The 26,355-nt window shown below is 73.1% G+C and carries 21 protein-coding genes and 1 tRNA gene; 15 read left to right on the top strand and 7 right to left on the bottom strand.

Annotated elements, in window-relative coordinates:
• Nucleotides 1-55: 55 nt before the first annotated feature.
• From obgE to DSM112329_RS16365, 7 genes are read left to right on the top strand one after another with little or no spacing between them, the layout of a single operon-like run.
• The gene (gene obgE / locus DSM112329_RS16395) at nucleotides 56-1,423 is read left to right on the top strand and encodes a GTPase ObgE (protein WP_354697629.1); all 1,368 of its coding nucleotides are present in this window, start codon (nucleotides 56-58) and stop codon (nucleotides 1,421-1,423) included.
• Nucleotides 1,424-1,427: 4 nt separating this feature from the next.
• Nucleotides 1,428-2,519 (top strand): glutamate 5-kinase, encoded by a 1,092-nt coding sequence (proB, locus tag DSM112329_RS16390; RefSeq protein ID WP_354697628.1) that lies wholly within the window; start codon nucleotides 1,428-1,430, stop codon nucleotides 2,517-2,519.
• The gene (locus DSM112329_RS16385) at nucleotides 2,516-2,818 is read left to right on the top strand and encodes a hypothetical protein (RefSeq protein ID WP_354697627.1); all 303 of its coding nucleotides are present in this window, start codon (nucleotides 2,516-2,518) and stop codon (nucleotides 2,816-2,818) included. Before proB ends, DSM112329_RS16385 begins: the two co-directional genes overlap by 4 nt.
• A 19-nt stretch (nucleotides 2,819-2,837) precedes the next feature.
• Nucleotides 2,838-4,109, top strand: a complete 1,272-nt coding sequence (locus DSM112329_RS16380) for a glutamate-5-semialdehyde dehydrogenase (protein WP_354697626.1) — start codon at nucleotides 2,838-2,840, stop codon at nucleotides 4,107-4,109.
• 13 nt (nucleotides 4,110-4,122) lie between these two features.
• On the top strand, nucleotides 4,123-4,731 hold the full coding sequence (gene nadD / locus DSM112329_RS16375) for a nicotinate-nucleotide adenylyltransferase (RefSeq protein WP_354697625.1): 609 nt from the start codon (nucleotides 4,123-4,125) through the stop codon (nucleotides 4,729-4,731).
• Complete coding sequence (gene rsfS, locus DSM112329_RS16370) at nucleotides 4,728-5,117, top strand: ribosome silencing factor (protein ID WP_354697624.1); 390 nt, start codon at nucleotides 4,728-4,730, stop codon at nucleotides 5,115-5,117. Before nadD ends, rsfS begins: the two co-directional genes overlap by 4 nt.
• 37 nt (nucleotides 5,118-5,154) lie before the next feature.
• Nucleotides 5,155-5,901: an SDR family NAD(P)-dependent oxidoreductase gene (locus DSM112329_RS16365; RefSeq protein ID WP_354697623.1), complete on the top strand. Its 747-nt coding sequence runs from the start codon at nucleotides 5,155-5,157 to the stop codon at nucleotides 5,899-5,901.
• 456 nt (nucleotides 5,902-6,357) lie between these two features.
• Here the strand turns inward: DSM112329_RS16365 and DSM112329_RS16360 are convergent, their stop codons facing one another.
• Nucleotides 6,358-7,503, bottom strand: coding sequence for an alpha/beta fold hydrolase (locus DSM112329_RS16360; RefSeq protein WP_354697622.1), 1,146 nt, complete (start codon nucleotides 7,501-7,503; stop codon nucleotides 6,358-6,360).
• A 397-nt stretch (nucleotides 7,504-7,900) separates the two neighbouring features.
• Here DSM112329_RS16360 and fusA point away from each other — a divergent pair, with 397 nt between their 5' ends.
• From fusA to DSM112329_RS16345, 3 genes are all read left to right on the top strand, one after another.
• Nucleotides 7,901-9,997, top strand: a complete 2,097-nt coding sequence (fusA, locus tag DSM112329_RS16355) for an elongation factor G (RefSeq protein ID WP_354697621.1) — start codon at nucleotides 7,901-7,903, stop codon at nucleotides 9,995-9,997.
• A 124-nt stretch (nucleotides 9,998-10,121) separates the two neighbouring features.
• Nucleotides 10,122-12,722 (top strand): penicillin acylase family protein, encoded by a 2,601-nt coding sequence (locus DSM112329_RS16350; protein WP_354697620.1) that lies wholly within the window; start codon nucleotides 10,122-10,124, stop codon nucleotides 12,720-12,722.
• Nucleotides 12,723-12,731: 9 nt separating this feature from the next.
• On the top strand, nucleotides 12,732-14,390 hold the full coding sequence (locus DSM112329_RS16345) for a hypothetical protein (protein WP_354697619.1): 1,659 nt from the start codon (nucleotides 12,732-12,734) through the stop codon (nucleotides 14,388-14,390).
• 137 nt (nucleotides 14,391-14,527) lie between these two features.
• Here the strand turns inward: DSM112329_RS16345 and DSM112329_RS16340 are convergent, their stop codons facing one another.
• Nucleotides 14,528-15,391 (bottom strand): siderophore-interacting protein, encoded by an 864-nt coding sequence (locus DSM112329_RS16340; RefSeq protein ID WP_354697618.1) that lies wholly within the window; start codon nucleotides 15,389-15,391, stop codon nucleotides 14,528-14,530.
• A 39-nt stretch (nucleotides 15,392-15,430) separates the two neighbouring features.
• Nucleotides 15,431-15,658 (bottom strand): hypothetical protein, encoded by a 228-nt coding sequence (locus DSM112329_RS16335; protein WP_354697617.1) that lies wholly within the window; start codon nucleotides 15,656-15,658, stop codon nucleotides 15,431-15,433.
• 210 nt (nucleotides 15,659-15,868) lie between these two features.
• Between DSM112329_RS16335 and DSM112329_RS16330 the strand changes: the two genes are divergently transcribed.
• Nucleotides 15,869-16,546 carry an SIMPL domain-containing protein gene (locus DSM112329_RS16330; protein ID WP_354697616.1) on the top strand — a complete coding sequence of 226 codons (678 nt, stop codon included), beginning with the start codon at nucleotides 15,869-15,871 and terminating at the stop codon, nucleotides 16,544-16,546.
• Nucleotides 16,547-16,601: 55 nt separating this feature from the next.
• On the opposite strand, the gene DSM112329_RS16325 is transcribed toward DSM112329_RS16330, so the two are convergent.
• From DSM112329_RS16325 to DSM112329_RS16315, 3 genes are all read right to left on the bottom strand, one after another.
• Nucleotides 16,602-16,674: transfer RNA gene (locus DSM112329_RS16325), tRNA-Ala, on the bottom strand.
• A 77-nt stretch (nucleotides 16,675-16,751) separates the two neighbouring features.
• Entirely contained in the window at nucleotides 16,752-17,504 is a 753-nt protein-coding gene (locus DSM112329_RS16320) for a hypothetical protein (RefSeq protein ID WP_354697615.1), read from the bottom strand.
• 119 nt (nucleotides 17,505-17,623) lie between these two features.
• On the bottom strand, nucleotides 17,624-18,598 hold the full coding sequence (locus tag DSM112329_RS16315) for an alpha/beta hydrolase (RefSeq protein ID WP_354697614.1): 975 nt from the start codon (nucleotides 18,596-18,598) through the stop codon (nucleotides 17,624-17,626).
• A gap of 26 nt (nucleotides 18,599-18,624) precedes the next feature.
• Between DSM112329_RS16315 and leuS the strand changes: the two genes are divergently transcribed.
• From leuS to holA, 4 genes are all read left to right on the top strand, one after another.
• On the top strand, nucleotides 18,625-21,111 hold the full coding sequence (leuS, locus tag DSM112329_RS16310; protein WP_354697613.1) for a leucine--tRNA ligase: 2,487 nt from the start codon (nucleotides 18,625-18,627) through the stop codon (nucleotides 21,109-21,111).
• Nucleotides 21,112-21,218: 107 nt separating this feature from the next.
• Complete coding sequence (locus DSM112329_RS16305) at nucleotides 21,219-22,055, top strand: ComEA family DNA-binding protein (protein ID WP_354697612.1); 837 nt, start codon at nucleotides 21,219-21,221, stop codon at nucleotides 22,053-22,055.
• Nucleotides 22,056-22,107: 52 nt separating this feature from the next.
• Complete coding sequence (locus DSM112329_RS16300; protein WP_354697611.1) at nucleotides 22,108-24,582, top strand: ComEC/Rec2 family competence protein; 2,475 nt, start codon at nucleotides 22,108-22,110, stop codon at nucleotides 24,580-24,582.
• Nucleotides 24,583-24,989: 407 nt separating this feature from the next.
• Nucleotides 24,990-25,961 (top strand): DNA polymerase III subunit delta, encoded by a 972-nt coding sequence (gene holA / locus DSM112329_RS16295; RefSeq protein ID WP_354697610.1) that lies wholly within the window; start codon nucleotides 24,990-24,992, stop codon nucleotides 25,959-25,961.
• 91 nt (nucleotides 25,962-26,052) lie between these two features.
• On the opposite strand, the gene rpsT is transcribed toward holA, so the two are convergent.
• Nucleotides 26,053-26,319, bottom strand: a complete 267-nt coding sequence (gene rpsT / locus DSM112329_RS16290; RefSeq protein WP_354697609.1) for a 30S ribosomal protein S20 — start codon at nucleotides 26,317-26,319, stop codon at nucleotides 26,053-26,055.
• Nucleotides 26,320-26,355: the final 36 nt, after the last annotated feature.

The following is a 26,355-nucleotide window of genomic DNA, read 5'->3' as shown; positions in this document are numbered from 1 at the left end:
CAGCCTAGCCCCGACGCCGGTTTCGACCGTTCGCCTGCCACCATGGAGTGCAGCAATGCTCTACGACAAGGCCAGGATCTTCGTGCAGGGCGGTGGCGGCGGCGACGGCTGCATGTCCTTCCGCCGTGAGGCGCACGTCCCGATGGGCGGGCCCGACGGCGGCGACGGCGGCCACGGTGCCGACGTCGTCCTGGTCTGCGACGACTCGGTCCGCGACCTGCAGTCCTTCAAGCGCCGGGCGCACTACAAGGCGACGCGCGGCCGGCACGGGCAGGGTGCCCAGCGGCACGGCGCGAGCGGCGAGACGCTGATCGTGCGGGTCCCGCCCGGGACGGAGATCGTCGACCTGGACGGCACCACCCATGACCTGATCGTCCCGGGCCGCAAGGTGGTCGTCGCGCGCGGCGGCTCGGGCGGCCGCGGGAACCGCTGTTTCGTGTCCTCGACCCGCCAGGCGCCGCGGTTCGCCGAGCGGGGCATCGACGGCGAGGAGGGCTGGATCGACCTGCGCCTCAAGCTGCTCGCGGACGTCGGCCTGGTCGGCGTCCCGAACGCCGGCAAGTCCTCGCTGCTCTCGCGCCTCACACGCGCCGCGCCCAAGATCGCCGGCTACCCGTTCACCACCCTCGAGCCGGTTCTCGGCACGCTCGACGGCGCCGAGCGCCAGCTGATCCTCGCCGACATCCCCGGGCTGATTGAGGGGGCGTCGGAGGGCCACGGGCTCGGGCACGACTTTCTCGCCCACGTCGAGCGCACCCGCCTGCTCGTGCACGTCCTGGACCTCGAGCCCCTCGATGGCAGCGACCCCGAGGAGAACTACACGACCATCGAGCGCGAGCTCGAGCTGCACGACCCGCGCCTGGCGGGCCTGCCGCGGATCATGGTGTTGTCGAAGGCGGACCTCGTCAGCGACGAGAAGGCCGAGGAGGCCCGCGCCCGCTGGCAGGCGCGGTTCGACGCCGAGGTCCCGCCGCGCGAGGAGTGGGAGCCGGACGACCCGTTCGCGGCCACGCCCGTGCTGGTGACGTCCGCGGCGACGGGGCTCGGCCTCGACGAGCTGACGCTCGCCCTCTTCCGGCGCGTTCCGCTGCTGGCCGCCGGCGAGGCCGCGGGGATCGCGGCAGCGGGCGACAAGCTGACGGGCAGCGAGCTCGACGACCTGCCCGCCCACCAGACCTACACGCCCCGCTCGCGCAAGGGCTGGGAGGTCGAGCCGCTGGACGAGGAGGGCGTCTGGCGGGTCGTCGGACCCGAGGTCGAGCGGCTCATCGCCCGCCACGACGTCGAGAACGAGGACGCGATGGCCCACGTCGAGCATCGCCTGAGCAAGATGGGCGTGCTGCGGGCCCTCGACGATGCGGGCTTCCAGCCGGGCGACGACGTGGAGATCGCGGGCATCGTCTTCGAGCTCGACGCGTCCTGACGTCGTGGGGCGCGTCGTCATCAAGCTGGGGTCGAGCACCGTCGTCGAGCGGACGGGTGAGCCGCGCGTGGACGTGATCGGCCAGGTCTGCGCCGCGGTCGCCGCGCGCCGGGCGCTGGGGGACGACGTCGTCATCGTGTCGTCCGGGGCGATCGCGCACGGCATGGGCGTGATGGGCCGGACCGGGCGCACGTCCGTCATCGAGGACCTGCAGGCCGCGAGCGCGGTCGGCCAGGGGAAGCTGTTCCGGGTCTGGGACGAGCAGCTCGCCGCGCACGAGGTCAAGAGCGCGCAGGTGTTGCTGACCTTCTTCGACCTGATGGCCCGCACGCACTACCTCAACGCGCGCGCCACGCTCGAACGGGTGCTGACCTGGGGCGTCGTCCCGGTCATCAACGAGAACGACACGACGACGACGGACGAGATCTCCTTCGGCGACAACGACTTCCTGGCCGCCCAGGTCGCGGTGCTGATCGGCGCCGAGCGGCTGGTCCTGCTCACCGACATCGACGGCCTCTACACCGCCGACCCGCGCCTGAACGCCGGCGCGGAGATCGTCCGCGAGGTCACCGACTTCGACGGCCTGAGCGCCCTCGACATCGGCCATTCGACGTCGCCCCTGGGCAGCGGCGGGATGCGCTCGAAGGTGGTGGCCGCCGAGATGGCGAGCGCCGCCGGGATCGTCACGGTCGTGGCCAACGGCGTCCGGCCGGGTGCGCTCGACGCGGTGCTCGCCGGCGAGCAGGAAGGGACGCGGTTCGCCCCTGCGGAGGCCCGCCATTCGTCGTTCAAGCTCTGGCTGAAGTACGCCAAGCCCACGCGCGGGACGATCGTCGTGGACGCCGGGGCCGCCCGCGCTCTCCGCGACCTGGGCACCTCGCTGCTGCCGGTCGGCATCACGGACGTCAGCGGCAGCTTCGACGCCGGCGACGCGGTCCAGGTCTCCGAGGGCGCCCGCGTCATCGGCAAGGGGATCTCGAGCTACACCGCGGACGAGCTGCGGCAGGTCGTCGGCCTCAAGAGCGCGCAGGTGCGCGAGGTCCTTCCCCGGGCGTCCGACGAGGCCGTCCACCGGGACTACTTCGTCCTCTCGTGACTCCCATCCAGCTCATGCGCTCCCCGCTCCTGATCCCGCGTGGGGCGCGGTCGGCCGGCGGCGCGGGCCGCGCGCGGCGCGTCGTGCTGACCTGGACGGGCGAGGAGTACGTGGTGGCGGTGGCCGGCGACGTCTCCCGCGAGTACCGCAGCTCCGACGAGCTGCCCGCGGTGCAGGCGTTCAACTCCGCGCTCGAAGATGCGGAGCGCGCCGGACTGACCGCCGTCCCGGCCCCGGCGACGCTGCACGTGGACGAGCTGCGCGCGCTGCGCCGGGCGATGGAGGGTGCGGGAGACTAGTCGCCGGTACTCTCTGCAGATGGCCACGACCGCTGCCTCCGTCACGGACATCTGCCTGCAGGCGCAGTCCGCCGCCCGCGCGCTGCAGTCGGTGCCGGCGACGGTCAAGGACGGCGCGCTGCACGCGATCGCGGACGCGCTCGTCAGCCGCACGCCGGAGATCCTCGAGGCCAACGCGCGCGACATGGAGGCCGGGGAGCAGGCCGATCTCTCCAGCGCGCTGCTCGACCGGCTGCTGCTGACCGGGGACCGCATCGCCGCCATCGCGGCACAGGTCCGCGACATCGCGGCGCTGGCCGACCCCGTCGGCGAGATCGTCGGCGGCGAGCGCCTGCCGAACGGCCTGGACCTGACCAAGGTCCGCGTCCCGCTCGGCGTCGTCGCCGTCGTCTACGAGGCCCGTCCGAACGTCACGATCGACGCCGCCGCGCTGTGCCTGAAGTCCGGCAACGCGATCGTGCTGCGCGGGTCCTCGTCGGCCGCGCACTCGAACGCCGTGCTGGCAGGGATCGCCGCCGACGCCGCCACGGCCGCCGGCGTCCCCGAAGGCGCCATCTCCCTGGTCGCCGGCGGTGGCCGCGAGGAGCTCGCGGAGCTGGCCACGCAGACCGGCGTCGTCGACCTGATCATCCCGCGCGGCGGCGAGGGCCTGAAGAACGCGCTGAAGGGCGTCGCCACCGTCCCCGTGATCTTCGCCGCGTCCGGCAACTGCCACGTCTACGTGGATGCGTCCGCGGGCCTCGACGCCGCGCTCGCGATCACGCTCAACTCCAAGGTGCAGCGCCCCGGGGTCTGCAACGCCGCCGAGACGCTGCTCGTCCACGCGGCGATCGCGCCGGCGTTCGTGCCGCGCGCGATCGACGCGCTGCGCGAGGCCGGGGTCGAGCTGCGGGTCGACGGCCGCACCCGTGCGCTGGTCGGCGCCGACACCGACGGCCTGGTCGACGCCACCGCCGAGGACTGGGACACCGAGTTCCTGGCGCTGACGCTCGCCGTCGGGATCGTCGACTCCGTGGACGAGGCGATCGCCCACGTCAACCGTCACGGCTCCGGTCACTCGGAGGCGATCGTCACCAACGACGTAGCGGCTGCGCGAGCGTTCGAGCGCAGCGTCGACGCGGCCTGCGTCTACGTCAACGCGTCCACCCGCTTCACCGACGGCGGCGAGTTCGGCATGGGCGCCGAGATCGGGAACTCGACGCAGAAGCTCCACGCCCGTGGGCCGATCGGGCTGCGCGAGCTCTGCACGACGAAGTACGTCGTGCGCGGCGACGGCCACGTGCGTCCGTAACGTAGGCGGCGCCGTGGCACGGATCGGCATCCTCGGCGGGACGTTCAACCCGCCGCACGTCGGGCACCTGATCCTCGCCCAGGAGGCGCACGACCAGCTGGGGCTCGACCGCGTCGTCCTGATGCCGGTCAACACGCCGCCCCACAAGGAGCTGCACGCCGACCCGGGGCCGGCGGTCCGCGCCGAGCTCTGCCGCATGGCGGTCGCCGGCGACAGCCGCTTCGAGGTCTCCACGTGGGAGATCGACCACGACGGCCCGTCCTACACCGCCGACACGCTGCGGGCGCTGGCCGCCGCGCAGCCGGGGGACGAGCTCACGTTCCTCGTCGGCGGCGACATGGCCCACTCGCTGCCCACCTGGCGCGAGCCGGAGCAGATCCTCGCGCTGGCGAGCCTGGGCGTGGCCGAGCGCCAGGGCATCGGCCGGGAGGACATCCTCGCGCGGCTCGCGCCGCTGGACCCCGACGGGACGCGCGTGCGGTTCTTCGACGTCGCCCGGATGGACCTCTCGAGCTCGCTGATCCGGCGCCGTGCCGCGGCCGGTCTCAGCGTCCGCTACCTCGTCCCCGCCACGGTCGCGGAGTACGTCGACGGCCACGGCCTGTACCGTCCTCAGCGATGAACCCCGAGGAACTCACCCAGGCGATCGCCGGATTTGCCGCCGACAAGAAGGCGATCGAGCCCATCGCGCTGGACCTCCGCGGGGTCGCGGGCTACACCGATGTCTTCCTGATCTGCTCCGGGAACACCGACCGCCAGGTGAAGGCGATCCACGACGGGATTAACGAGGGCATGAAGAAGGAGCACGGCATCCTGCCGCGCCGCGTGGAGGGCACGGGCGAGGCGACGTGGATCCTGCTCGACTACCTCGACGTCGTCGTGCATGTCTTCACGCCGGACACGCGTGGGTTCTACCGGCTCGAGCAGCTGTGGGGCGACGTGCCGCGGATCACGCTGGACCTGCCGCCCGCGGTGGCGTCGGGCATCGCCCCGCCGTCCGCCGACTGAGCGGGCGCGGTCGGTGCCGGGCCACTACGCTCGGCCGATGAGCGAGCAAGTTGCCCTGATCACCGGCGCGGCCAGCGGCTTCGGCCGCGACCTGACGAGGGTCCTGACCGGGCGCGGTGTCCGCGTCCTGGCCTGCGACGTCGACGAGGACGGCGGCGCGGCGGTGGCCGCCGAGACCGGTGCGACCTTCCTCCGGACCGACGTCAGCGATCCCGAGCAGAGCACGGCCGCAGTGGCCGCCGCCGTCGACGCGTTCGGCGGCCTGGACATCGCGTTCCTGAACGCGGGCATCGTCAGCGGGACCGGGCTGGGGGAGGGCTTCGACCTCGTCGCCTACCGCCGCGCGATGGGCGTGAACCTGGACGGCGTCGTCTTCGGGATCAACGCCGTCGTCCCGGCCCTCAAGGCCCGCGGTGGCGGCGTGATCGTCTGCACCGCATCGCTCGCCGGGCTGACCGCGGTCCCGATGGATCCGCTGTACTCGGCCAACAAGCATGCGGTCGTGGGGCTGGTGCGGTCCCTCGGGCCGTCGCTGGCCGCGGACGGCATCCGCATCAACGCGGTCTGCCCGGGCTTCGCGGACACCGCGATCATCGCGCCGATCAAGGGCGCGCTCGCGGACATGGACCTGCCAATCATCCCGGTCTCGCAGGTCACCGACACGGTGCTGGGCCTCCTGGACGGGGACATGACGGGCGAGTGCTGGTTCGTCCAGGCCGGCCGCGAGAGCGACGCCTTCGGCTTCCGCAACATCCCAGGCCCGCGGGGCGCGCCGGCTGCCTGAGTGCCGGAGCAGGCTGGTTGTCCCGGCGCTTTGCGAGGTCTTGCTCGTAACGATGACGCGAGCACTCTCGTAGGACGCGAAACAGCCTCAACGACGGCGCGACCGGCTTTGTTCCGCGGGCGGGCCGCGGTGGCAGCCAAGCGGGAGCGGCGTCCTCAGGCTGGGCGTCGTGCCACGCGTGGAGGGTTTGGGGGGTATGCCCCGCCGAACCCTCCGAGGAGGCACTGCTGCCCGGCCGTGGCTAGGACGCGTGGAGGCTTTGGGGGGCAAGCCCCGTCACATCCTCCGAGGACCCCGATGTCGCGCGCGACCGGGGCGGTCCTCGGCGTCAGCGCCACCGACCCCCGACCACCAGGTCCTCGGCGCCAGCGCCACCGACCCTCGACCACCGGGCCCCCGGCGTCAGCGCTCCGACCCGATCACCCACACGCGTCCAGCGCGAACGACCAGCGCGGGCTATGCAGCCAGCGGCGGGGCGGCCATCAGGTCGCGCATCTCGCGCAGGTACGTCCCGCGGCCCACGTGCAGGATGTGGCTGCCCGGGAACCAGCGCAGCTTCGGGCGGTCCCAGTGCTCCCACAGCAGCCGCGCCTGCTCGGGCGGTGCCAGGCGGTCGCCGAGCCCGCCGATGATCATCCGGCGCTCCTTCGGGACGACCGGCGCGTAGTTCAGCGGCGAGTGGACCGCGATCGACGCGGTCACGTGCTCGATGTCCACGAGCCGCGTCCGCGAGACCGCGCCGACCATCGCGTTGACCGGGAACCACTCCGCCAGGATCTGCGGGATGTACGTCACCGGCGCGTTCGGGATGACGAAGTCCAGGCGAGGCTCGACGGCGGCCAGGAGCGCGCTCGTGTAGCCGCCGAGCGACAGCCCGGTGACGCCCACGCGATCGACGCCCGTCCCCTCCAGGTAGTCGACGAACGCCCGGAAGTCGTGGACGGCGTGGATCATCGCCTCGTTGAACTGCGCGAACCCGTGGCTGAAGAGCTCCGCGCCGTTGACCGGGGCGAAGCGACTGCGCCGGCGGCCGTGGAACGGCAGCGTGTACAGCAGGACGTCGTAGCCCTGGCGGAAGAACCACCCGAGCTCGAAGAAGACCTTGTTGAACCAGTCCGGGGACGCGCCGAAGCCGTGTATCACGCAGAGCGTGGGGCGGGGGCCGTCGTCGTGGCGCCAGTGCTGCGCCCAGGCGGTCCGGTTCGGGACGGACTTCGCGTACGGGCCGCGCAGCTCGGGCTGGAGCGGGACGAACGGGCTGCGGAACCGCAGCAGCTCCGCATGGCCCCCGGCCAGGCGGGGAAGGCTGCGCGCGCGGCGATCGGCCTTCACCGCGATGCCGCCGTCCGGCGGCGCGAAGACGGCGCCGGCGTCCTTGCCCGCCGCCAGCTCGCGGTAGAAGTCCAGGCGCCGCCGCTCGCGGCGCTGGTCCTGGGTCACGACCCCCGGCAGCATCGCGCCGGCCAGGACGGACGCCAGCCCGGTCCGCAGGGCAAGGTCGAAGACGACGGTCCCCTCGTACAGCACCCGCGCCGGCGGCGACAGCTGCGACGCGTCGGGCACACCGTTCGCGGGGAGGACCGCGCCGAACACATCGGGCATCACGCGCACGAACATAGCAACCGTTCTGTTGGTGCGCTGGTTGTGTCCGGATCGTGACCAGACGGTGCGAAATCACCTGCGTGCTCTACCATTAGCAGCGATGGTCGTCTCTGCAGCACTGAAGCATTCCCGCCAGCACGCGCCGCGCGTGCTGTTCGGACGTGCTCGGGCCCGTTCGGGTTCTCGTTCAGCGCTTCGCTGAACGGACGTCGCGCCGGTCGCCCAGACCTGCTTCGTCCGATTCGCAGCCACGCCCGCGTGCCCCGCGCGATGCCGGCTGCCGCCCGCGCCCCGATCGCCAGGGACGGGATGACCACAGGCGGCCCACCGGGCCGCCCGGCGAACCGGAGCCACGCGCTCCCATCCCTCACCTTCACAAGCCGAAAGCCGAAAGACCATGAGCCGCCAGATCAGCCTCGAACTCACCCGCAACATCGGGATCTCCGCCCACGTCGACAGTGGTAAGACGACCACCACCGAGCGGATCCTCTATTACACCGGCAAGGTCCACAAGATGGGCGAGGTGCACGAGGGTGCTGCTTCGATGGACTGGCTGGACCAGGAGCAGGAGCGCGGCATCACGATCATGTCCGCCGCGACGACGTGTTTCTGGAAGCCGTCCAACGTCGAGAAGGCCGTCGACCACCGCATCAACATCATCGACACGCCGGGCCACGTCGACTTCCAGGCCGAGGTCGAGCGCTCGCTCCGCGTCCTGGACGGCGCGATCGCGCTGTTCGACTCGGTCGCCGGCGTCGAGCCCCAGTCCGAGACGGTCTGGCGCATGATGAACAAGTACACCGTCCCGCGGATCTGCTTCGTCAACAAGATGGACCGCCAGGGCGCGGACTTCGCAAAGGCCATCGAGACGATGAAGGCCCGCCTCGGCGCGAACGCGATCCCGGTGCAGCTGCCGATCGGTGCCGAGGACCAGTTCCGCGGCGTCATCGACCTCGTCGACATGGTCGCGATCACCTACGCCGCCGACGACGGCATGGTCTACGAGACGGGCGAGATCCCGGCCGAGTACGCCGACGCCGCCCATGCCGCACACCACGAGCTGATCGACGCCGTCGCCGAGTACGACGACGAGGTCATGGAGGCCTACCTCGAGGACGAGGACTCGGTCACCGGCGAGCAGCTCGCCAACGCCATCCGCACCGCGGTGCTCGCCAACGGCGTGCAGCCGGTCATGTGCGGCTCGGCGATCAAGAACAAGGGCGTCCAGCCGCTGCTCGACGCGATCACGCGCTTCCTGCCGAGCCCGCTCGACCGCGGTGAGGTCACCGCAGCCGAGGGCGACGAGACCCGCGCCCCCGACGACTCGGCGCCGTTCTCGGCGCTCGCGTTCAAGATCCAGCGCGACCCGCAGGCCGGCCCGCTGACGTACTTCCGCGTCTACTCCGGCACGCTGAAGGCCGGCGACAAGATCCTCAACGCCACCACGGGCAAGACCGAGCGCATCGGCCGCCTGCTGATGATGCACGCCAATGACCGCGAGGACGTCACCGAGGTCTACTCGGGCGACATCGCCGTGGCCATCGGCCTGAAGAACGCCACGACGGGCGACACGATGTGCGACCCGGGCTCCCCGGTCATGCTCGAGTCGATCTCGTTCGCCCCGCCCGTCGTCCACGTCTCGATCGAGCCGGTGTCGCGCCCGGACCAGGAGAAGCTCGGCGTCGCGCTCGCGTACCTCGTGCGCGAGGATCCGTCGCTGCGCATGCGCACCGACGACGAGACCGGCCAGACCGTGCTCTCGGGCATGGGCGAGCTCCACCTCGAGGTGACCGTCGAGCGCCTCAAGCGCGAGTACAAGGTCAACGCGAACACGGGCCGCCCGCAGGTGGCGTACCGCGAGACGATCACGGCCGAGGCCAACAAGATCGAGGGCAAGTTCGTCAAGCAGACGGGCGGCTCGGGCCAGTACGGCGTCGTCTACCTGAACGTCGAGCCGAACCCCGGCAAGGGCTTCGAGTTCGAGTCCAAGGTCAAGGGCGGCAACGTCCCGACGGAGTACATCCCCGCCGTGGCCAAGGGCTGCGAGCTCGCGATGAGCTCCGGCGTCGTCGCCGGGTACCCGATGGAGGACATCAAGGTCACCCTGACGGACGGCAAGTCGCACGACACGGACTCCTCGGAGATCGCCTTCCAGATGGCCGGCAGCCTCGGCTTCAAGGAGGCCTGCCGCCGCGCGAAGCCCGTCATCCTCGAGCCGATCATGAACGTCGAGGTCACGGTGCCCGAGGACGGCCTCGGCTGGGTCATGGGCGACATCGCCCGTCGCCGCGGCCTGGTCGGCGAGCGTGAGACGCGTCCCGGCGGCATCATCGCCGTGACGTCCGAGGTCCCGCTGTCGGAGATGTTCGGCTACGCCAACGACATCCGCTCAGCGACCCAGGGCCGTGGCTCGTACACGATGGAGTTCCACTCCTACCGGATCCTCCCGGGCAGCCTCGCCGAGGCGCTGCGCGAGGAGACCGCCGGCGTCTGAGCCACCGCTCAGCAATGCCTGACCGCGGCCCGGGTCCCGTCTTCGACGACGGGATCCGGGCCGCCGGTCGTTGTGGACGAACGTTCGCGTTCACCAATGGCCGGCTTCGCGTAGAGTCGCGCGCATGATGAGGAGAGCTGTCGCCTGGGTCGGCGCGGCGCTGCTGCTGGCCCCTGCCACCGCCGGGGCCGCCACGCGCTACGACGTCACCACCGCCCGAACCGCGTTCGGGATACCGCACATCAAGGCGAAGGACTTCCCCTCGCTTGGATACGGGTACGCATACGCGCTGGCGCAGGACAACGCCTGCATCGTCGCCGAGTCGTACGTGACCGTGAACGGCGAGCGCGCGCGCTACTTCGGATCCGACAAGTCCTATCCGATCCGCGGCAACGGCTCGAACGCGAACAACCTCAACAGCGACTTCTTCTACCAGCGCATCAAGGACCGCGGGACGATCGAGCGGCTGCTCGCCGTCCCGGCGCCCATCGGGCCCAAGAAGGAGATCAAGGACGCGGTCGTCGGCTACGTGGCCGGCTGGAACGCCTGGCTGCGCGACGTCGGCGGGACCGACGGCGTCCCCGATCCGACCTGCCGCGGGGAGGAGTGGGTGCGCCCGATCACGACGATGGACGTCTACCGGCGCTTCTACTCGCTCTCGATCCTCGCGTCGGCCGGTGTCGCCATCGACGGCATCGCGAACGCCAAGCCGCTGCTGGGCGGGACGGAGCCCGACGCGATCGCCGCCGCCCGCGCCGTCGCGCCGGGCGAGCTCGACCGGCGTCTCGGCGGCCTCGGCTCGAACGCCTACGCGATCGGGAAGGACGGCTCGCAGGATGGCCGCGGCCTGCTCTACGGCAACCCGCACTTCCCGTGGCAGGGACCGGAGCGCTTCTACCAGGCGCACCTGACCGTCCCCGGTAAGGCCGACGTCATGGGCGGGTCGCTGCTCGGCGTCCCGATCGTCCTGATCGGCAGCACCAAGGGCATGGCCTGGAGCCATACCGTGTCGACGGCGCGGCGGTTCGTGCCGTACCAGCTGACCCTCGTCCCGGGCTCGCCGACGTCCTACATCGAGGACGGTCAGGTCAAGCGGATGAAGGCCGAGAAGGTCACGGTCAAGGTGACCGGCCCGGACGGGTCGCTGCGGTCGCGGACCCGGACGCTGTACTCGAGCGAGCACGGCTCCATCTTCACCCAGATCCTGGGCCTGCCGCTGTTCCCGTGGAATGTCGTGACCGCATACGCGCTGCACGACGGCAACGAGGAGAACTTCGGGCGGCTGTTCAACCACTTCTTCGACATGAACCAGGCGCAGACCGTGTCCGACGTCGAAGCGATCCTGAAGAAGTACCAGGGCATCCCGTGGGTCAACACGATCGCCGCCGACACCGCCGGGAACGCGTATTACGCGGACATCGGCAACGTGCCGAACATCCCGCGGTCGAAGTACACGGAGTGCCAGACGGCGCTCGGGCTGGTCACCGACCAGCTGCAGCGCCTGCCCGTCCTCGACGGCTCACGCGGCAGCTGCAAGCCGGGGAGCGATCCGGACGCCGTGGTGCCCGGGATCCTGGGCCGCGGCAACCTGCCGTCGCTGCGCCGCACCGATCACGTGTCGAACATGAACGACTCGTACTGGCTGAGCAACCCGAAGCAGCCGCTCGAGGGCTTCAGCCGGATCATCGGCGACGAGCGGACGGCGCGGTCCCTGCGCACGCGCCTCGGCATCAAGCAGCTCGAGCAGCGTCTGGACGGCACCGACGGCCTGCCCGGGAAGGGCTTCACGCTCGCGAACCTGATGACGGTCGGCCTGTCCAACCGCGTCTACAGCGGGGAGATCTGGCGGGACGACCTGGTCCGCGGCTGCTCGAGCGCCGCCTGCGAGGTGCTGCGCGCGTGGGACCTGCGCAACGACCTGGACTCGAAGGGGGCCATCCTCTGGCAGCGGTTCGTCACGCGGCTCACGGGCCTGCTGCCGATCCCGCTGCCGGCCCCGGCCAGTCCCTTCAGCGGTGCCTTCAGCGCGGACGACGCCGTCAACACGCCGGCCGGGCTGAACGTCCTGAACCCGACGGTGCAGACGTCGCTGCTGCAGGCGGTCTCGGACATGCAGGGTGCCGGGCTGCCGCTCGACGCGACGCCGCGGCAGGGGCAGACGGTCACCCGGCGCGGGGAGCAGATCCCCATCCACGGTGGCCCGGGCGGCAGCGGCATCTTCAACGTGATCACCCCGACGTGGAACCCGAAGAAGGGCTACACGGAGGTCGTGCACGGCTCGTCGTACATGCAGGCCGTCCACCTCAAGCGGGGCTGCCCGGACATCCGGACCTTCGTGACCTACGGCGAGTCCGCCAACCCGGCATCCGTCCACTCGAGCGATCAGACCAAGGAGTTCAGCGCCAAGCGCTGGGTCAAGCCGCCGTTCTGCGCGGCCGACCTCGAGAAGGACAGGGCCGCCGTGCGGTCGACGACCGCCGATCGCGGCGCGACCGTCGTGACCGTCGCGGAGGCCCGCGGCACCGCGCGGCCGCGGATCACCGTGATCCGGCCCGGCGGCAAGGCGGCTCGGGTGGTCATCCGCGTGCGCGGGGCGAAGACCGCCCGGACGATCGTGCGGCGCGGGTCCAGGGTCGTGTTCTCGCCGCGGGTCGGCAAGGGGACGTACCGCGTCGACGTCACGGTCGGCGGCAGGAACATCGCGGTGGCGGCGAAGCAGCGCTGAGCACCGCCGATGCCGGTGCGGCGACACGTCCCGGGGGTCAGGGGCCGGCGGGCGGGCGCCCTGGTGGCGGCCGCCGCGCTGCTCGTCTCCGTGCCAGGTGCGGCGGCGCCTGGGGTGGCGGAGGCGGCGCCCCCGACCGACCCGCGCTGCCTGGGGCTGGTGGGCGGCAGCACCGGGCTGCTCGTCGTCGGCGGGAGCCTGCCGACGGCCGACTCGCTCGCGCGGCGACCGGGCGGGTACGGGCCGGTGGCGACCCCGGCCGTGGCGGCCACGCTGCCCGACGACGTCGTCTTCAAGACCGCGACGGAGACCTTCGCGGGAGCGCACGCGTTCGCGGTCCGGGACGGCGTCATCTACCTGCGGCCCGCCACCGAGGGTCGCGGCGTGGCCGGGAGGCCCTGGCGTGTCCTGAGGACGCCGGCGTGCCTGACCGGTCGCGTCCGGCAGATCTCCGCCGACCACCGTCTGCTGCTGGCGATCGACGCGACGCGGCAGGTCTACGCCCACGACATGCCCGGCGACGACGTGTCGCCCGAGCGGTGGACGTGGCGCTGGGGCCCGTACTTCTGGACCGGTCTCGGCGTGCGCCTGTTCGCCGACGTCACCGACTGGGCGGCGTCCGAGTTCACCTCGAGCGAGCGGTTCCTCGACAGCGCCGGCCGCGAGCGCACCCCGATCGGGGTGGCGACCGTGTACCTGCTGCGCGACGGCGGACGCCGGATCACCTACCTCGATCCGTGGCTGCCGTCCGACGAGAGCCGCGAGGTGTGCGGACCGCGGCGGGGGACGACGGCGCTGGCGTCGCTTTCGGCGAGCGGGTCGACGGTCTTTGCGGTCAGTCGCCGCGCCGAGCTCTTCACGCGTCTTTACGACTTCGACGTGTCCGGTGCGAACACGGTGTTCGGTGCGTTCAGCTGGGCGCAGGACCGTCCCGCGTCCGACGCGCGGTGGCAGCTTCCGGCGCCGGCCTGGGTCCGTCAGCCGCTGCCGCCGGGCACCGTCACCGACCGGCTGACGATCGCAAAGACCGGCCTGGGGGCGGGTGCCCGCGTCCTGCGGATCGCCGGTCGCACGCGCGGCGGGCGGACGGGCTACTGGGAGAAGCCGATCGCGGCGCCGCGCTGGCGCTTCGTGCCGGTCACCGGCCCGCTCGTCGGGTCGCCGCTCTCCCGGCGGACGCGCACGGTGCCCGCGTCCCCGGCCGCGCACCGCTTCGCCGGCTCGATCGACGGTGCCGCGGCGGAGGTCCGTGACTTCACGGTGCAGTGCTCGCCGGCCACGCTGCGGGTCCAGGTCGCCCCAGGGCTGCCGCTCGACCTGACGCTGCACACGAGCGACGGCATGCGGCAGGAGACGCGCGCTCGCGGGCTGGACGACGTCCCGCGCGAGTACAACGGCGCGATCGAGGTGCCGCAGGCCACCTGGGCCCGCCTGACGGCGGGCGATCCGCGCCTGCGGGCCTGGATCGACAAGCACCTGGATGGTCGGCGGATCGCCACGGCACCGGTCGCGGTGACCCGCACGCGGCTGCGGTTCCTGGCCCGGTGCTGGTCGCTCACGCTGGACGGTGGGCCCGCTCGGCCGGATCGCGTGGCGCTGGACGCGGGGGCGGTCCTGGCGCGGGAGCGCGAGCGGGCGCAGGACGGCCGCCCGCTGCCGACCTGCTGAGGCCGCCGGGGGGTCTGCTCGTCGGCCTACGCGGCCGCAGGGCTCATGGGGCGTGGCAGCGTCAGGTGTCGTCTTTCGACACGTGGCGCTGCCACACCCGTCCGTCCAGCGCCACTGGCGCTGCCCACGCGGCACGGTCAGGCGGGTGCGACGTCCTGCTCGGCGAGGCGGTTCCACTCGGCCTTGTCCTCGCGCCAGCCCTCCTCGGTACGCGTCTGCTTCCAGTACCCGGAGGCCGACAGCGCCTCGCGGGGCAGTTCGCGCTCGGCGAGCAGGTGCCGGCGCACCGCCCGGACCATGCTCGCCTCGCCGTGCACGAACGCGTGGGGGACGCCCGGCGGGAACTCGAGCGCGGTCACCGCGTCCAGCAGCTGGTCCTGGTCCGGCGCCGTGCGGGCCGACCGGTGCAGCCACGTCAGGCGCAGGTCGCCCGTGGACGTCAGCTCGAGCTCGTCGTCGGGGCCGTCGACCTCGAGCAGCACGTGGACCGGGACGCCCGGCGGCACCCGGCCCAGCGAGGCCGCGATCGCCGGGACCACGCACGTGTCGCCGACCATCAGGTGCCAGGCGGCCTCGGGATCGGGCAGGTAGGCGCCGCCCGGGCCGTTGAACTGCAGCTCGTCGCCGGGCTTGGCGTTCGCGGCCCACGGACCGGCGACGCCGGTGTCGCCGTGGACGACGAAGTCGATCGTGAGCTGCTGCGCGTCGGCGTCCCAGTTGCGGACGGAGTAGGTCCGGGTGCGCGGCCACTCGTCCTTCGGCAGGCGGGCGCGGATGTCGTCCGCGTCGAACGGCTCGGCGTACGACGCGCCCGGGGGCGGCAGGAGCAGCTTGACGTAGTGGTCGGTGAACGCCCCGGCGCCGAAGTCGACGAGGTCGGGTCCGCCGAGCACGATGCGCGTCAGATGGGGGGTGAGGGTCTCGGTCGCGAGGACCGTCGCGCGCCGGTTGCGGCGGCCGGCGGGACGTGGGGGTGCGGCGGGGGACTCGGAGGTGCTCATGCGACACACGTTAGGCCGTCCTAACGTGCGCGCGCCCGGTCAGGTGAGCAGGTGGTGCGCGAGCCAGGCCAGGAAGACGGTGTGCGCCACGATCGTGAGGGACGCGACGCCGATCGCCGCGGCTGCCTTGCGGGAGCGCCGCGGGCTGCCCGCCATCCGCAGGGCGGCCACGGCCATGACGTACGGGACCGGCCCGATCACGCCGCTGACGGCGACGACGAGCGCGGTCGTGTCGCTGCGCGGGTCGTCGGCGGGGGTGGGGAGCATCAGGTCGTTCTACGGCGGCGGGAGCCGACCGGACGCCTCCGGCCGGCCGGTCGGGGTTGGCCTTTCGCGCACGGGGTGGCAGTGCGCAGTCCCGGTTCCCGCGATCTGGCACTGCCACCCCCTGGGTCCGCGCGGGGGGTGGCAGTGCGTGGTCCCGTTTTCCGCGATCTGGCACCGCCACCCCGGCGATCGCGGGCGTAGGCTGCGCGCATGCCGGCTGAGTTGATGGTCCTCGGCACCGCCGAGGTGCACGTGATGCCCGACCATGCGTCCCTGCGCGTGACCGTCGACGGCGAGGCGGGGACGCAGGCGGCGGCCTACGCAGCGGCGGCGGAGCATGCTCACGCCGTCGACGCGGTGCTGGAGGGGCGCGCGGCCGCGACCGGCGGGGTCATGGCCGCCGCCATCGTCGTGCACCCGAAGACGCGCTGGCGCAAGGGCGAGTCGGTGCGCACCGGGTGGCGGGCGGAACGCACCACCATCGTCGAGGTGACGGACCTGGCCGCGCTCGGGGCGCTGATCGCCGAGCTCACGGCGGCCGAGGGTGCGGTCACGGGACCCGAGTGGGCGCTGGACCCGGCCAACCCGGCGCACGAGGAGGTCCGGACGGCTGCCGCTCGCGACGCACGCCGTCGCGCCGGTGCCTACGCCGCCGGGCTGGGGCTGCGCGTCGACGCCGTGGCGTGGGCGGCGGAGCCGGGGCTGCGGGCGCAGTCGGATGGGGACGCGCACGGCTGGTCGGCGGGCGGCGGGATCGAGGTGCGGGCGGCCGCTGCCCTCGCCGGGATGGCCGGCGACCCGGACCAGCAGCCGATCGCCGTGAGTCCGTCCGAGATCACGCTCCGGGCGAGCGTCGAGGTCGGGTTCACCTTCACGGCGGCCGGCTGACGCGGCCGCCCCCGGAACGACGAAACCCCCGCAGTGCGGGGGTTTCGTGTTCACATGGAGCTGAGGGGGCTCGAACCCCTGACCTCCTGGCTGCCAGCCAAGCGCTCTTCCAGCTGAGCTACAGCCCCGCATGTGTCCTGCCCGGCCATCATAACGAACGCGCGCTGGTTGTTCCTTGCGGGTCGTAGCGGGTCGCCGCGCCGCGTCAGCGACGGCGCGGGATGAACTCCGGCACGTCGAGCTCGTCGTCCGCGGCCGGGCGTGCGCGCGGCCGCGTGTCGGACGGCGCCGTGTGGCGGGCGTCCTTGACGAACGGTCCGCCGCTGGCACTGTCGGCGACCTGATCGAGGTCCGCGGTGAGTGCCGCGTGGGCCAGGCGCACGTCACCGAGCAGACGGCCCGCGTTGCGTTGCAGCGAGGCGCCGAGGTCGCGCAGGTTGCCGGAGAGCTCGTTGCCCTCCCGCAGGACCCGCGCGGCGGCCTCGCGGGCGTCACGCACAATGATCCGGGCATCCTCGCGGGCCCGGGCGAGCGCGGCGTCCGACTCGCGCTCGGCGGTGTTGCGCAGCGTCTGGGCCGCCTCCTCGGACTCCTGGTAGGCGACCAGCCGGTGGTTGTCCGCCTCCTGCCTGACCCGCTCGGCCTCGGTCGCGACGGCCTGGGCCCGGGCGTGGGCCTCGATCACGACGGACTCGGCCTGCGCCCGGGCCTCGGTCAGCGCCTGCTGCGCCTCGGCCTGTGCGGCGGCGAGGATCTCGGCGGCCTCGGCCTCTGCGGCCTCGACGCGCATGGCCCCGGCGCGGTCCGCCTCGGCGATGCGCTCCTTCGAGCGCAGCTCGGTCTGGGTGCGCAGGTCGGCGGCGGCGCTCTCGGCCGCCTCGACGATCGCGGCGACCTTGTCGGAGGCGACCTGGATCGCCGACGCCGTGGTGGCGGGCGGGCGGGGCTCGGCGGACATGACCCACGATGGTAGGACCCACCCGCGCCACGACCCGCAAGACCCCGACCATGCCGGACTCCGGGGGCGTCGCACGTCTGACGACCAGTCTTGGTCGCAGGGACGACCAAAATTGGACGTCAGACCGATGAAGGCGGCGGCGGCGGTGTGTCGGCGGTGGTGGCCGGCAACAGGTCCCGCAGGAACGACGTCACCGCCCGCGCGAACAGCTCGGGGCGCTCCCACGGCAGGAAGTGTCCCGCCCGCGGCACGACGAACGGGCCGACGAGGTCGGTGAACGCGACCTCGCACCGCTCCGGCCAATCCGGGTACATGACGTGGTCGTCCGGCCCGTACAACGCCAGGGTGGGGACGTCCGACACCGCGAACCACATCGGCCGCTCGGACAGCGGGCGCCGGCCCAGGGTCGACTCGTAGTTGCCGAAGCCGGCCCGCAGGTGGTCGGCGGACGCGAACGGCTCGGTCATGAACTCGACGTCCTCGCGCGTGAACCCGCCCGGCGTCCCCCAGAACCGCGATCCGTAGAACTGCTCGATGTAGCGGCGCCGGCGCGCGGGCGTGTCGAGCTCAGCGGCCAGGCCGTCCGCGTCCTTCGCCTGCCGCAGGAAGTAGTCGGCGGCGGCGCGGACGACCGGCGCCGTCTCGCTCGTCAGGCCGGCCGCCGCGTAGGCGTCCGGCAGGATCGGCATCACGCAGTTGAAGAGCACCTGCCGGGCCACGAAGCCGTCGAATCGCAGCCCGAGGTCCTGGATGATGCCGCCGCCGAGGTCACCCCCGGCGGTCGCGCAGCGCTCGTGGCCGAGGACGTCGCGGACCAGCGCGTGCAGGTCGCGCGCATGCGCGGCGAGGTCATGGAACCCGTCCAGGTCGGGGTCGGACTCGCCGAACCCGCGCAGGTCCGGGGCGATGACCTCGAAGCCGGCGGCGGCGAGGTCGGCCGCGACCTTCCACCACAGCCGCTTGGACTCCGGCCAGCCGTGGACCAGCAGCAACGGGAAGCCGCCGACACCCTCGTGGACGTAGGCGAGCTCGAACCCGCTCGGCAGGAGCGCCCGGTGGGTGGTGAAGGCGGCGGGGTCTGGCGGGGCGGACACGGTCCCAGACCCTAGACTCCGGCGCCGTGAGCACCGAGTACAGGTATGACCCCGAGGAGATCGAGCCGCGCTGGCAGAAGGTGTGGGCGGACGAGCGCACCTGGGAGGTCTCCAACGACGTCGAGGGCCGGGACAAGTCCTACGTCCTCGTGATGCTCCCGTACCCGAGCGGCGAGCCGCACATCGGGCACCTGAAGGTCTACTCGGTCGGGGATGCGGTCGCGCACTTCCACCGCCGCACGGGGCGCCACGTCCTGAACCCCATGGGCTACGACGCCTTCGGCCTGCCCGCCGAGAACAACGCCATCAAGACGGGCGAGCACCCGCGCGACTCCACGAAGAAGTCGATCGAGTCGTTCCGCCGGCAGTTCAAGCGCTGGGGGATCTCGATCGACTGGTCGCGTGAGCTCGCCACCTGCGAGCCCGACTACTACCGCTGGACGCAGTGGATCTTCCTGCAGTTCTACAACGCGGGGCTGGCCTACCGGAAGGCCGCGACGGTCAACTGGGACCCGGTCGAGGAGACCGTGCTCGCCAACGAGCAGGTCGTCGACGGCCGCGGCGAGCGCTCGGGCGCGCTGGTCGAGGTCCGCCACCTCGAGCAGTGGTTCTTCCGCATCACCGACTACGCGGACCGGCTGGTCGACGGCCTCGACGAGATCGAGTGGCCCGAGCACGTCAAGACGATGCAGCGCAACTGGATCGGCCGCTCCGAAGGGGCCGAGGTGACGTTCCGCTGCGAGGACCTGGGCGTCGACTACCCGGTCTTCACGACCCGCCCGGACACGCTGTTCGGCGCGACCTTCTTCGTGCTGGCGCCCGAGCACCCGGACATCGAGAAGCTGGCGGCGGGCACGGGCCACGAGGACGAGGTCCGCGACTACGTCAACCGCGCCCTGACGACCGACAAGGAGGACCGCGGCAACGCGGACCGCACGAAGACCGGCGTCCCGCTGGGCCGGACGGTCACGAACCCGGTCAACGGCGAGCAGATCCCCATGTTCGTCGCCGACTACGTGCTGATGGAGTACGGGACCGGCGCCGTGATGGCGGTCCCCGGCCACGATCAGCGCGACTACGACTTCGCCAAGACCTTCGACCTGCCGGTCAAGCGGGTCGTGGAGGGCGTCCCGGACGAGGGTGGGGACGAGGACGGCCTGCCGTACACCGGTCCCGGCGTGCTCGTGAACTCCCATCCGGACTTCGACGGGCTCGACAAGACCGCGGCGCTCGAGGCGATCGTCCGCTGGCTCGACCGCGAGGGCAAGGGCAACTCGTCCACCAACTATCGCCTGCGCGACTGGCTGCTCTCACGTCAGCGCTACTGGGGCTGCCCGATCCCGATCATCCACTGCGAGGCCTGCGGCACCGTCCCGGTCCCCGAGGATCAGCTGCCGGTGATCCTGCCGGACGTCGAGGACTACAAGCCGAAGGGCCGCTCGCCGCTGGCCGCTGCGACCGACTGGGTCAACGTCCCGTGCCCATCCTGCGGGAAGCCGGCGAAGCGCGAGACGGACACGATGGACACGTTCGTCGACTCCTCGTGGTACTTCCTGCGCTACACCGACGCGAGCAACGACGAGGCGGCGTGGGACCCGGAGATCCTCAAGCGCTGGGCCCCGGTCGACCAGTACATCGGCGGCGTCGAGCACGCCATCCTGCACCTGCTCTACGCGCGCTTCTTCGTCAAGGCGCTGGCCGACCTCGGCCACGTCGACGTGCAGGAGCCGTTCGCGAAGCTCTTCACGCAGGGGATGGTCACGAAGGACGGCGCGAAGATGTCCAAGTCGCGTGGCAACGTGGTCTCGCCGCAGGACATCGTCGCCGCGCGCGGAGCCGACACCGCGCGGACCTACATCCTGTTCATCGCCCCGCCCGACCAGGACGCCGACTGGGCGGACGAGGGGGTCGACGGCGTGTACCGGTTCCTCAGCCGGTTGTGGCGGCTGTCGGCGGCGGCCGCGGACGGGCCTGGGGCAGGTGCCGACCAGCCGGACGTCGAGTCGCTGTCGCCGGCCGACCTCGAGCTGCTGCGCAAGGCGCACTGGGCGATCGAGAAGGTCACGAACGACATGGCCGGGCGCTTCAACTTCAACACCGCGATCTCTGCGGTGATGGAGCTGACGAACGACGTCTCGCGCGCGGTCAACGAGCGCGGGGACGCGGAGCCGCAGGCCGTCCGCTTCGCGCTTGCGACGGCGGCGTCGCTGCTGTTCCCGTTCGCGCCGCACGTCGCGGCGGACGCGTACTCGAAGCTGACGGGTGACCGCGTCTGGGAGCAGCCGTGGCCGGCCGCCGACAGCGAGCTGCTCGAGCGGGACACCGTCGAGGTCGTCTTCCAGGTCAACGGCAAGGTGCGCGACCGGGCCTCGGTGCCGGCCACGGCCTCGAAGAATGAGCTCGAGGCGCTGGCGATGGCGTCGCCGAAGGTGCAGGCGCACCTGGAGGGCAAGACGGTCGCGAAGGTGATCGTGGTTCCCGGCAAGCTCGTGAACATCGCGGTGCGCGGCTGACCCGCGGGCCGGCCGCGCAGTGCGGCGGCGTGGCGTTGCAATCCGGGCGCTGAGGCGGCGCAGGAACGCGGTTCTGCCGGTGCAGGTGCGCACGTAGCCTCGGGCGGGTGACCGAGATCACCCGCGCCCAGTTCGCCGTCGCCGCCGTCCTGGTGGCGCTGGCGGCGTGGCTGGGGAGCCGCGCGCTGTCGCCGACGGTTCCGGGCGGGGCGGTCGGGGGGACGGGCGCGGTGGTGGCCGACGCCGTCGCCGGCGGTGAGCGCGGGACCGGCGCGGGTGAGGTCGGCGGTACTGACGGCACGAGCGCGGAGGTCGTTGGCGGCGGCGGAGCGGCCGCGGCCGGTGCCGACGGGGCGGGGGAGGACGCTGCTGGTGCGCCGGGGCGCGCGGCCGGGGGAGGCGGTGACGCGGGTGCGGTGCTCGAGCGCGAGCCGGCCGCGGCGGTCGTGGTCCACGTCGCCGGGGCCGTGCGGCGCCCGGGGATCTACCGGCTGAAGGCCGGCGAGCGGATCGCCGATGCGCTCGCGCGTGCGGGCGGCGGCGCCATGCGGGCGGACCTCGACGCGATCAACCTCGCCGCGCCGGTGAAGGACGGCGCGCAGATCCTCGTGCCGCGGCGGGGCGCGCCGGTGGGGGCCGCGCCGGGCGGTACGGGGGCGGGCGGTTCCGCGGGCGGTGCCGGCGCAGCGACGGGGAGTGGCGGCGGGGGCGGGAGTGGAGCGGGGGCCGGGCCGGGGGCGGCGGCCGTCGGCGGGATCATCGACCTCAACACGGCCACCGCCGAGCAGCTCGAGACGCTCGACGGGGTCGGCCCGGCGACGTCGGCGAAGATCCTGCAATACCGGACCGAGAACGGACCGTTCCGGAGCGTCGACGACCTCGAGCAGATCCCCGGCATCGGGCCGAAGAAGCTGGCCGCCATGCGGCCGCGGGTCCGCGTGTGACCCGGGCCGGCCACCACGCGGCTGTCGCACGTCGGGTCGGCGCGGCGGCGGCGTGACCGCATTCGCAGTGCGTGAGGTGCTGCGGGAGCACCCGCGGCATGTCGTGCTCGTGGGGCTGCTGCTGGGGCTGGTGATCGGTCCCTGGACGCCGATCGCCGTGCTGCTCGCGGTCGCGGCGGGTGCGGCCGCGGGCATGTTCTGGCTCGCCGGCGACATCGGCCCGGACCGGCACGCGGCGGCCAGGCCCGGTGCGGCGGGGCGGCCTGGCCCCGTCCGCGGCAGCAGACCGCGAGCACTCGCGTTCGCGGTGGCCGTCGCGGTCGTGCTCGCGGGCGTCGGCGGCCAAGCGCGTGTCCGTGCCCTCGAGCGGACGGCGCTCCGGCCGCTCCACGGCCACGTGGTCCGCGGCGACGTGACGATCGTGCAGGCGCCGCGCCCGCAGTCCTCCGGCGGCTGGTCGGCGCGGGCGAGCTTCCGCGGCGAGCCCGTGCTGCTCCGCGTGAACGCACCACGCGCCTTCGGCGATGAGGGCTCTGCCGACAGCGCCGACGCGGCCGAGGCTGCGCGGCGGGCGCGGTCGGCGCTGGCGGGCGCGCCCGGAGTCGGTGCGATCGTCGCCGTCCGCGGGGCCGTCCGGCCACCCGACGAGCACGCCCGGGCGATCCGGGCCCACGCCGTCATCCGCGTCCTCGACCTCCGGCTGACCGGCCGGTCACGGGGCGGCCCGGCGGGGTTCGTCGACGGTGTCCGTCGCGCGGCGGAGGACGCGCTGGCGCACGGGCGGGACCCGACGCGCGTCGCGCTGCTGCACGGCATGGTGCTCGGCCAGGACGCCGGGCTCCCGGTGACCGTCCGCGATGAGGTCCGCGCGGCCGGGCTCAGCCACCTCACCGCCGCCTCCGGCGCGAACATCGTGCTGCTGGCGACGCTGGTGATCGCCCTCTCGGGACTGATCGGCGTCCCGTTCCACCTGCGATGGGTCGTGGTGCTCGGGCTGATCGCGCTCTACGTGCCGCTCGCGGGCGGCGGCCCGTCCATCCAGCGGGCGGGGGTGATGGGAGCGGCCGGCGTGGTCGCCGTGCTGGCCGGCCGGCCGTCGGCGCGCTGGTACGCGCTCGGGCTGGCCGGACTCGCGACGCTGACGGCGGACCCGCGCGCCGTCGCCGATCCCGGCTGGCAGATGAGCTTCGCGGCCGTCGTCGCCCTCGTCACCCTCGCGCGGGTGTGGGCCGACCGGCTCGCACGCCGGCGGCTGCCCATGCCGGTCGCCGAAGCGCTCGCCGTCACGGGCGCGGCGACGCTCGCGACCGCGCCCATCATCGCCCTGCACTTCGGCCAGGTGGCTCCGCTGTCGCTGCCGGCGAACCTGCTGGTCGCACCGGTCGTCGCGCCGATCATGTGGCTCGGGTTCGTGGCCGCGTCACTGGGTGTCCTGGTCACGCCGGTGGCCGTGGTCCTCGACGGGATCGTCGACCCGCTGCTTGGGTGTGTGCTCGCGGTCGCACACCGCATCGCCGGGGCCCCCGGGGCAGCGGTCGCCGTCCCGGGCGGCGCGGTCACTGTCCTGGTCGCCTGCGCCGGGACCGTGCTGGCGGTGGGTGCCGGCGGGCCTCCGCGGGTGCGGCTGCCCGGTGGTCGGCGGCTGCCGGTCGCCGTCCCCGTGGGGGCGATCGCCGCCGCCGCGACGCTGCTCGCCGTCGTGCTGGCGCCGGGCCCGCCGGCCCCGCCCCCGCCGGTCGCGGGCCTGCGCGTGTCGTTCCTCGACGTCGGCCAGGGCGACGCGACGCTGCTCGAGGTCCCCGGTCACGCGGTACTGGTCGACACCGGCCCGCCGGACGGTGACGTGGTCGGCGCGCTGCGCCGGGCCGGGGTCCGGCGACTGGACGCGCTCGTCGTGACGCACGCGCAGGCCGACCACGACGGTGGCGCCGCCGACGTCCTGGACGCGCTGCCGGTCGGCCTCGTGGTCGACGGACGGGACGGTGTGCGGTCGCCGCTCGGGGACCGGTTCGCCGCGGTCGCCCGCCGCAAGCGAGTCCGGCTGGCGGCGGTCCGCGCCGGCCATCGCCTCACCGCGGGGACGCTGACCCTGCGCGTGCTCAGCCCGCGGTCCGGACCCACGTCCGGCGCGACGGGTGGCGACCCGAACCAGCGCGCGATCGTCACGCAGGCCGAGGCTGCGGGCGCGCGCGTCCTCCTGACCGCCGACGCGGAGTCCGACGTCCTGGCTGGACTCGACCTCACCCGCATCGACGTGCTCAAGGTCGCCCACCACGGGAGCGCCGATCCCGGCCTGCCCACGTTGCTCGAACGACTGCAGCCGTTGGTCGCTGGCATCCAGGTGGGCGCGAACAACACCTACGGTCACCCCGCGCCGTCGACGCTCGCCGCCCTCCGGGCCGTCCCGCGGGTGGTCCGGACCGACGTGGACGGGACGGTCCGCCTCGACACGGCGGGTGACGGTCGCTGGACGGTCACGCCGCCGACGGCCGGCATCAGACGGCCCGCCGTGCGCGCCGCGCGCTGAAGCTTCGCAGTCCGCCCCAGACGCTCCGCCGCCTGCGGGAACGCGCGCTGCGCGGGAGCGGCGGACTCGCCACTGCGGATCGTCCGGCTCGGGCCGGGTGGATCGTCATCCACGCGGGTGGGGTGGGTGAGTGGTGGATCGCACGGGTCGGGGCCGGGTGGATCGTCATTCACCGCGGGTGGGGTGGGTGAGTGGCGGATCGCACGGCTCGGGGCCGGGTGGATCGTCATTCACCGCGGGTGGGGTGGGTGAGTGGCGGATTGCACGGCTCGGAGCCCGGTGGACCGAGATTCACCGCTCTCGGGCGTCGGGCAAGCGCCCCGACGATGGGACGTCGCCGCCGAGCGCGTGGCCGAACCCCCTCGGTGCCTCCGGCCCGTCCCCCGCGACGCGTAAGGTCCCCGCCGATGCCCGCCTGGAAATCCGCGTTCCTCATCCACGGCGACGACCACGGCCGCGTCGCCGAGCGTCGCGCCCGCCTGCGCGAGATGGCCGAGTCCGAGTCCGGGTCGGGCGGGGTGGAGGTCTTCGAGGGGGACGCGTCGACGCCGGAGAGCATCGGGCTGGCGCTGAACGCGATGACGTTCGCGGTCGGCCGGCGGTTCCTGATCGTCGACGGGGTCGAGCGGTGGAAGGACGCGGACGTCAAGAAGCACCTGCAGGCGACCCTCGCGGACATGCCGCCCGAGACCACCGTGGCGTTCTTCGGCCGCGACGAGGGGCGGGCCAAGGTCCCGCCGCCGCTGCTGGCCGCCGTCAAGGCCGCCGGAGGGCAGATCGCCACGGAGACGATGCTGAAGGGCAAGGAGCTGCCGCGCTGGGCGATCGGCGAAGCTCGCCGCCTGGGCGTCGACCTCGACCCCGACGCGGCGCGCCTGCTGATCGAGCTCGTGGGCGAGCGGCAGCAGCGGCTGCTCCGCGAGCTCGAGAAGCTCGCCCTCGAGCACGGGGCCGGCACCGTGCTCGGCCTGGAGGAGGTCCAGGCCGTCGCGGCGCCCTCGGCCGAGCAGCAGGTCTGGGGGTTCGTCGACGCGCTCGTGGCCCGCAACGGCCGCCGGGCGGTCCGGGCCTACCTCGAGCTGCGGGCCCAGGGCGAGTCGGTGGGGCGGCTGATCCCGCTGATGGCACGGAGGATCCGGGAGATCGAGACGATCTCGGCTCGCCTTGAGGCGGGGGAGTCGCCCGCGCAGATCAAGGCCGCGATCCGGATGCCGCCGTGGATGGCCGACCGCCGCATCAAGGAGGCCAGGGGCACCGACCTCGAGAGCCTGCGCAGCGCCGTGATCCTGCTCGCCGACCTCGAGGTCGGCAGCCGGGGGCTGTCCGAGCTCTCCGACGACACCGCCACCCTGCGGGCGATCGTCGCCATCGCGGCCTGACGGCGCCGGGAACGCAAAACACCGCCCTCGATGGGGGCGGTGCGGGTCCTGCGGTGGCGCCTCGGACGGGCGCCGGTGACCGGAGCTGGAGCTAGGAGGGCTGGCCGGCGCGCACGCGGGCGGCGCGGGCCTTCTTGCGCGAGCCGGTGTTCTTGTGCAGCGCGCCGCGCTTGACGGCCTTGTCGATGAGCGAAACGAGCTGGGTGTGATCGGCGTCAGCGGCTGCGGCGTCGTCGCCGGCGGCGGACACCTCCAGGCGACGGAAGTACGTCTTGATCGTGCTCGTGTAGCGACGGTTCTCGAGGCGCTCGCGCTCTGCGCGGAGGATGCGCTTCTTCTGGGATGCAATGTTGGCCATAAGCGACGGCGAAGTGTAGCGGGATTCGACCCCTGA

It is taken from the genome of Paraconexibacter sp. AEG42_29 (genome assembly GCF_040581415.1).
In the GTDB taxonomy this organism is placed as follows: domain Bacteria; phylum Actinomycetota; class Thermoleophilia; order Solirubrobacterales; family Solirubrobacteraceae; genus Paraconexibacter.
The sequence above is the reverse complement of the archived record's forward strand: the minus strand, read 5'-3'. Positions and strand labels throughout refer to the sequence as shown.

Coding starts and splice junctions, on each gene's coding strand:
- holA (WP_354697610.1), top strand. CDS start 24,990: ATGCCCGCCTGGAAATCCGCGTTCCTCATCCACGGCGACGACCACGGC.
- rsfS (WP_354697624.1), top strand. CDS start 4,728: ATGAACCCCGAGGAACTCACCCAGGCGATCGCCGGATTTGCCGCCGAC.
- DSM112329_RS16320 (WP_354697615.1), bottom strand. CDS start 17,504: ATGTCCGCCGAGCCCCGCCCGCCCGCCACCACGGCGTCGGCGATCCAG.
- DSM112329_RS16330 (WP_354697616.1), top strand. CDS start 15,869: ATGCCGGCTGAGTTGATGGTCCTCGGCACCGCCGAGGTGCACGTGATG.
- DSM112329_RS16365 (WP_354697623.1), top strand. CDS start 5,155: ATGAGCGAGCAAGTTGCCCTGATCACCGGCGCGGCCAGCGGCTTCGGC.
- DSM112329_RS16350 (WP_354697620.1), top strand. CDS start 10,122: ATGATGAGGAGAGCTGTCGCCTGGGTCGGCGCGGCGCTGCTGCTGGCC.
- DSM112329_RS16335 (WP_354697617.1), bottom strand. CDS start 15,658: ATGCTCCCCACCCCCGCCGACGACCCGCGCAGCGACACGACCGCGCTC.
- DSM112329_RS16345 (WP_354697619.1), top strand. CDS start 12,732: ATGCCGGTGCGGCGACACGTCCCGGGGGTCAGGGGCCGGCGGGCGGGC.
- DSM112329_RS16380 (WP_354697626.1), top strand. CDS start 2,838: ATGGCCACGACCGCTGCCTCCGTCACGGACATCTGCCTGCAGGCGCAG.
- DSM112329_RS16360 (WP_354697622.1), bottom strand. CDS start 7,503: ATGCCCGATGTGTTCGGCGCGGTCCTCCCCGCGAACGGTGTGCCCGAC.
- obgE (WP_354697629.1), top strand. CDS start 56: ATGCTCTACGACAAGGCCAGGATCTTCGTGCAGGGCGGTGGCGGCGGC.
- fusA (WP_354697621.1), top strand. CDS start 7,901: ATGAGCCGCCAGATCAGCCTCGAACTCACCCGCAACATCGGGATCTCC.
- rpsT (WP_354697609.1), bottom strand. CDS start 26,319: ATGGCCAACATTGCATCCCAGAAGAAGCGCATCCTCCGCGCAGAGCGC.
- DSM112329_RS16340 (WP_354697618.1), bottom strand. CDS start 15,391: ATGAGCACCTCCGAGTCCCCCGCCGCACCCCCACGTCCCGCCGGCCGC.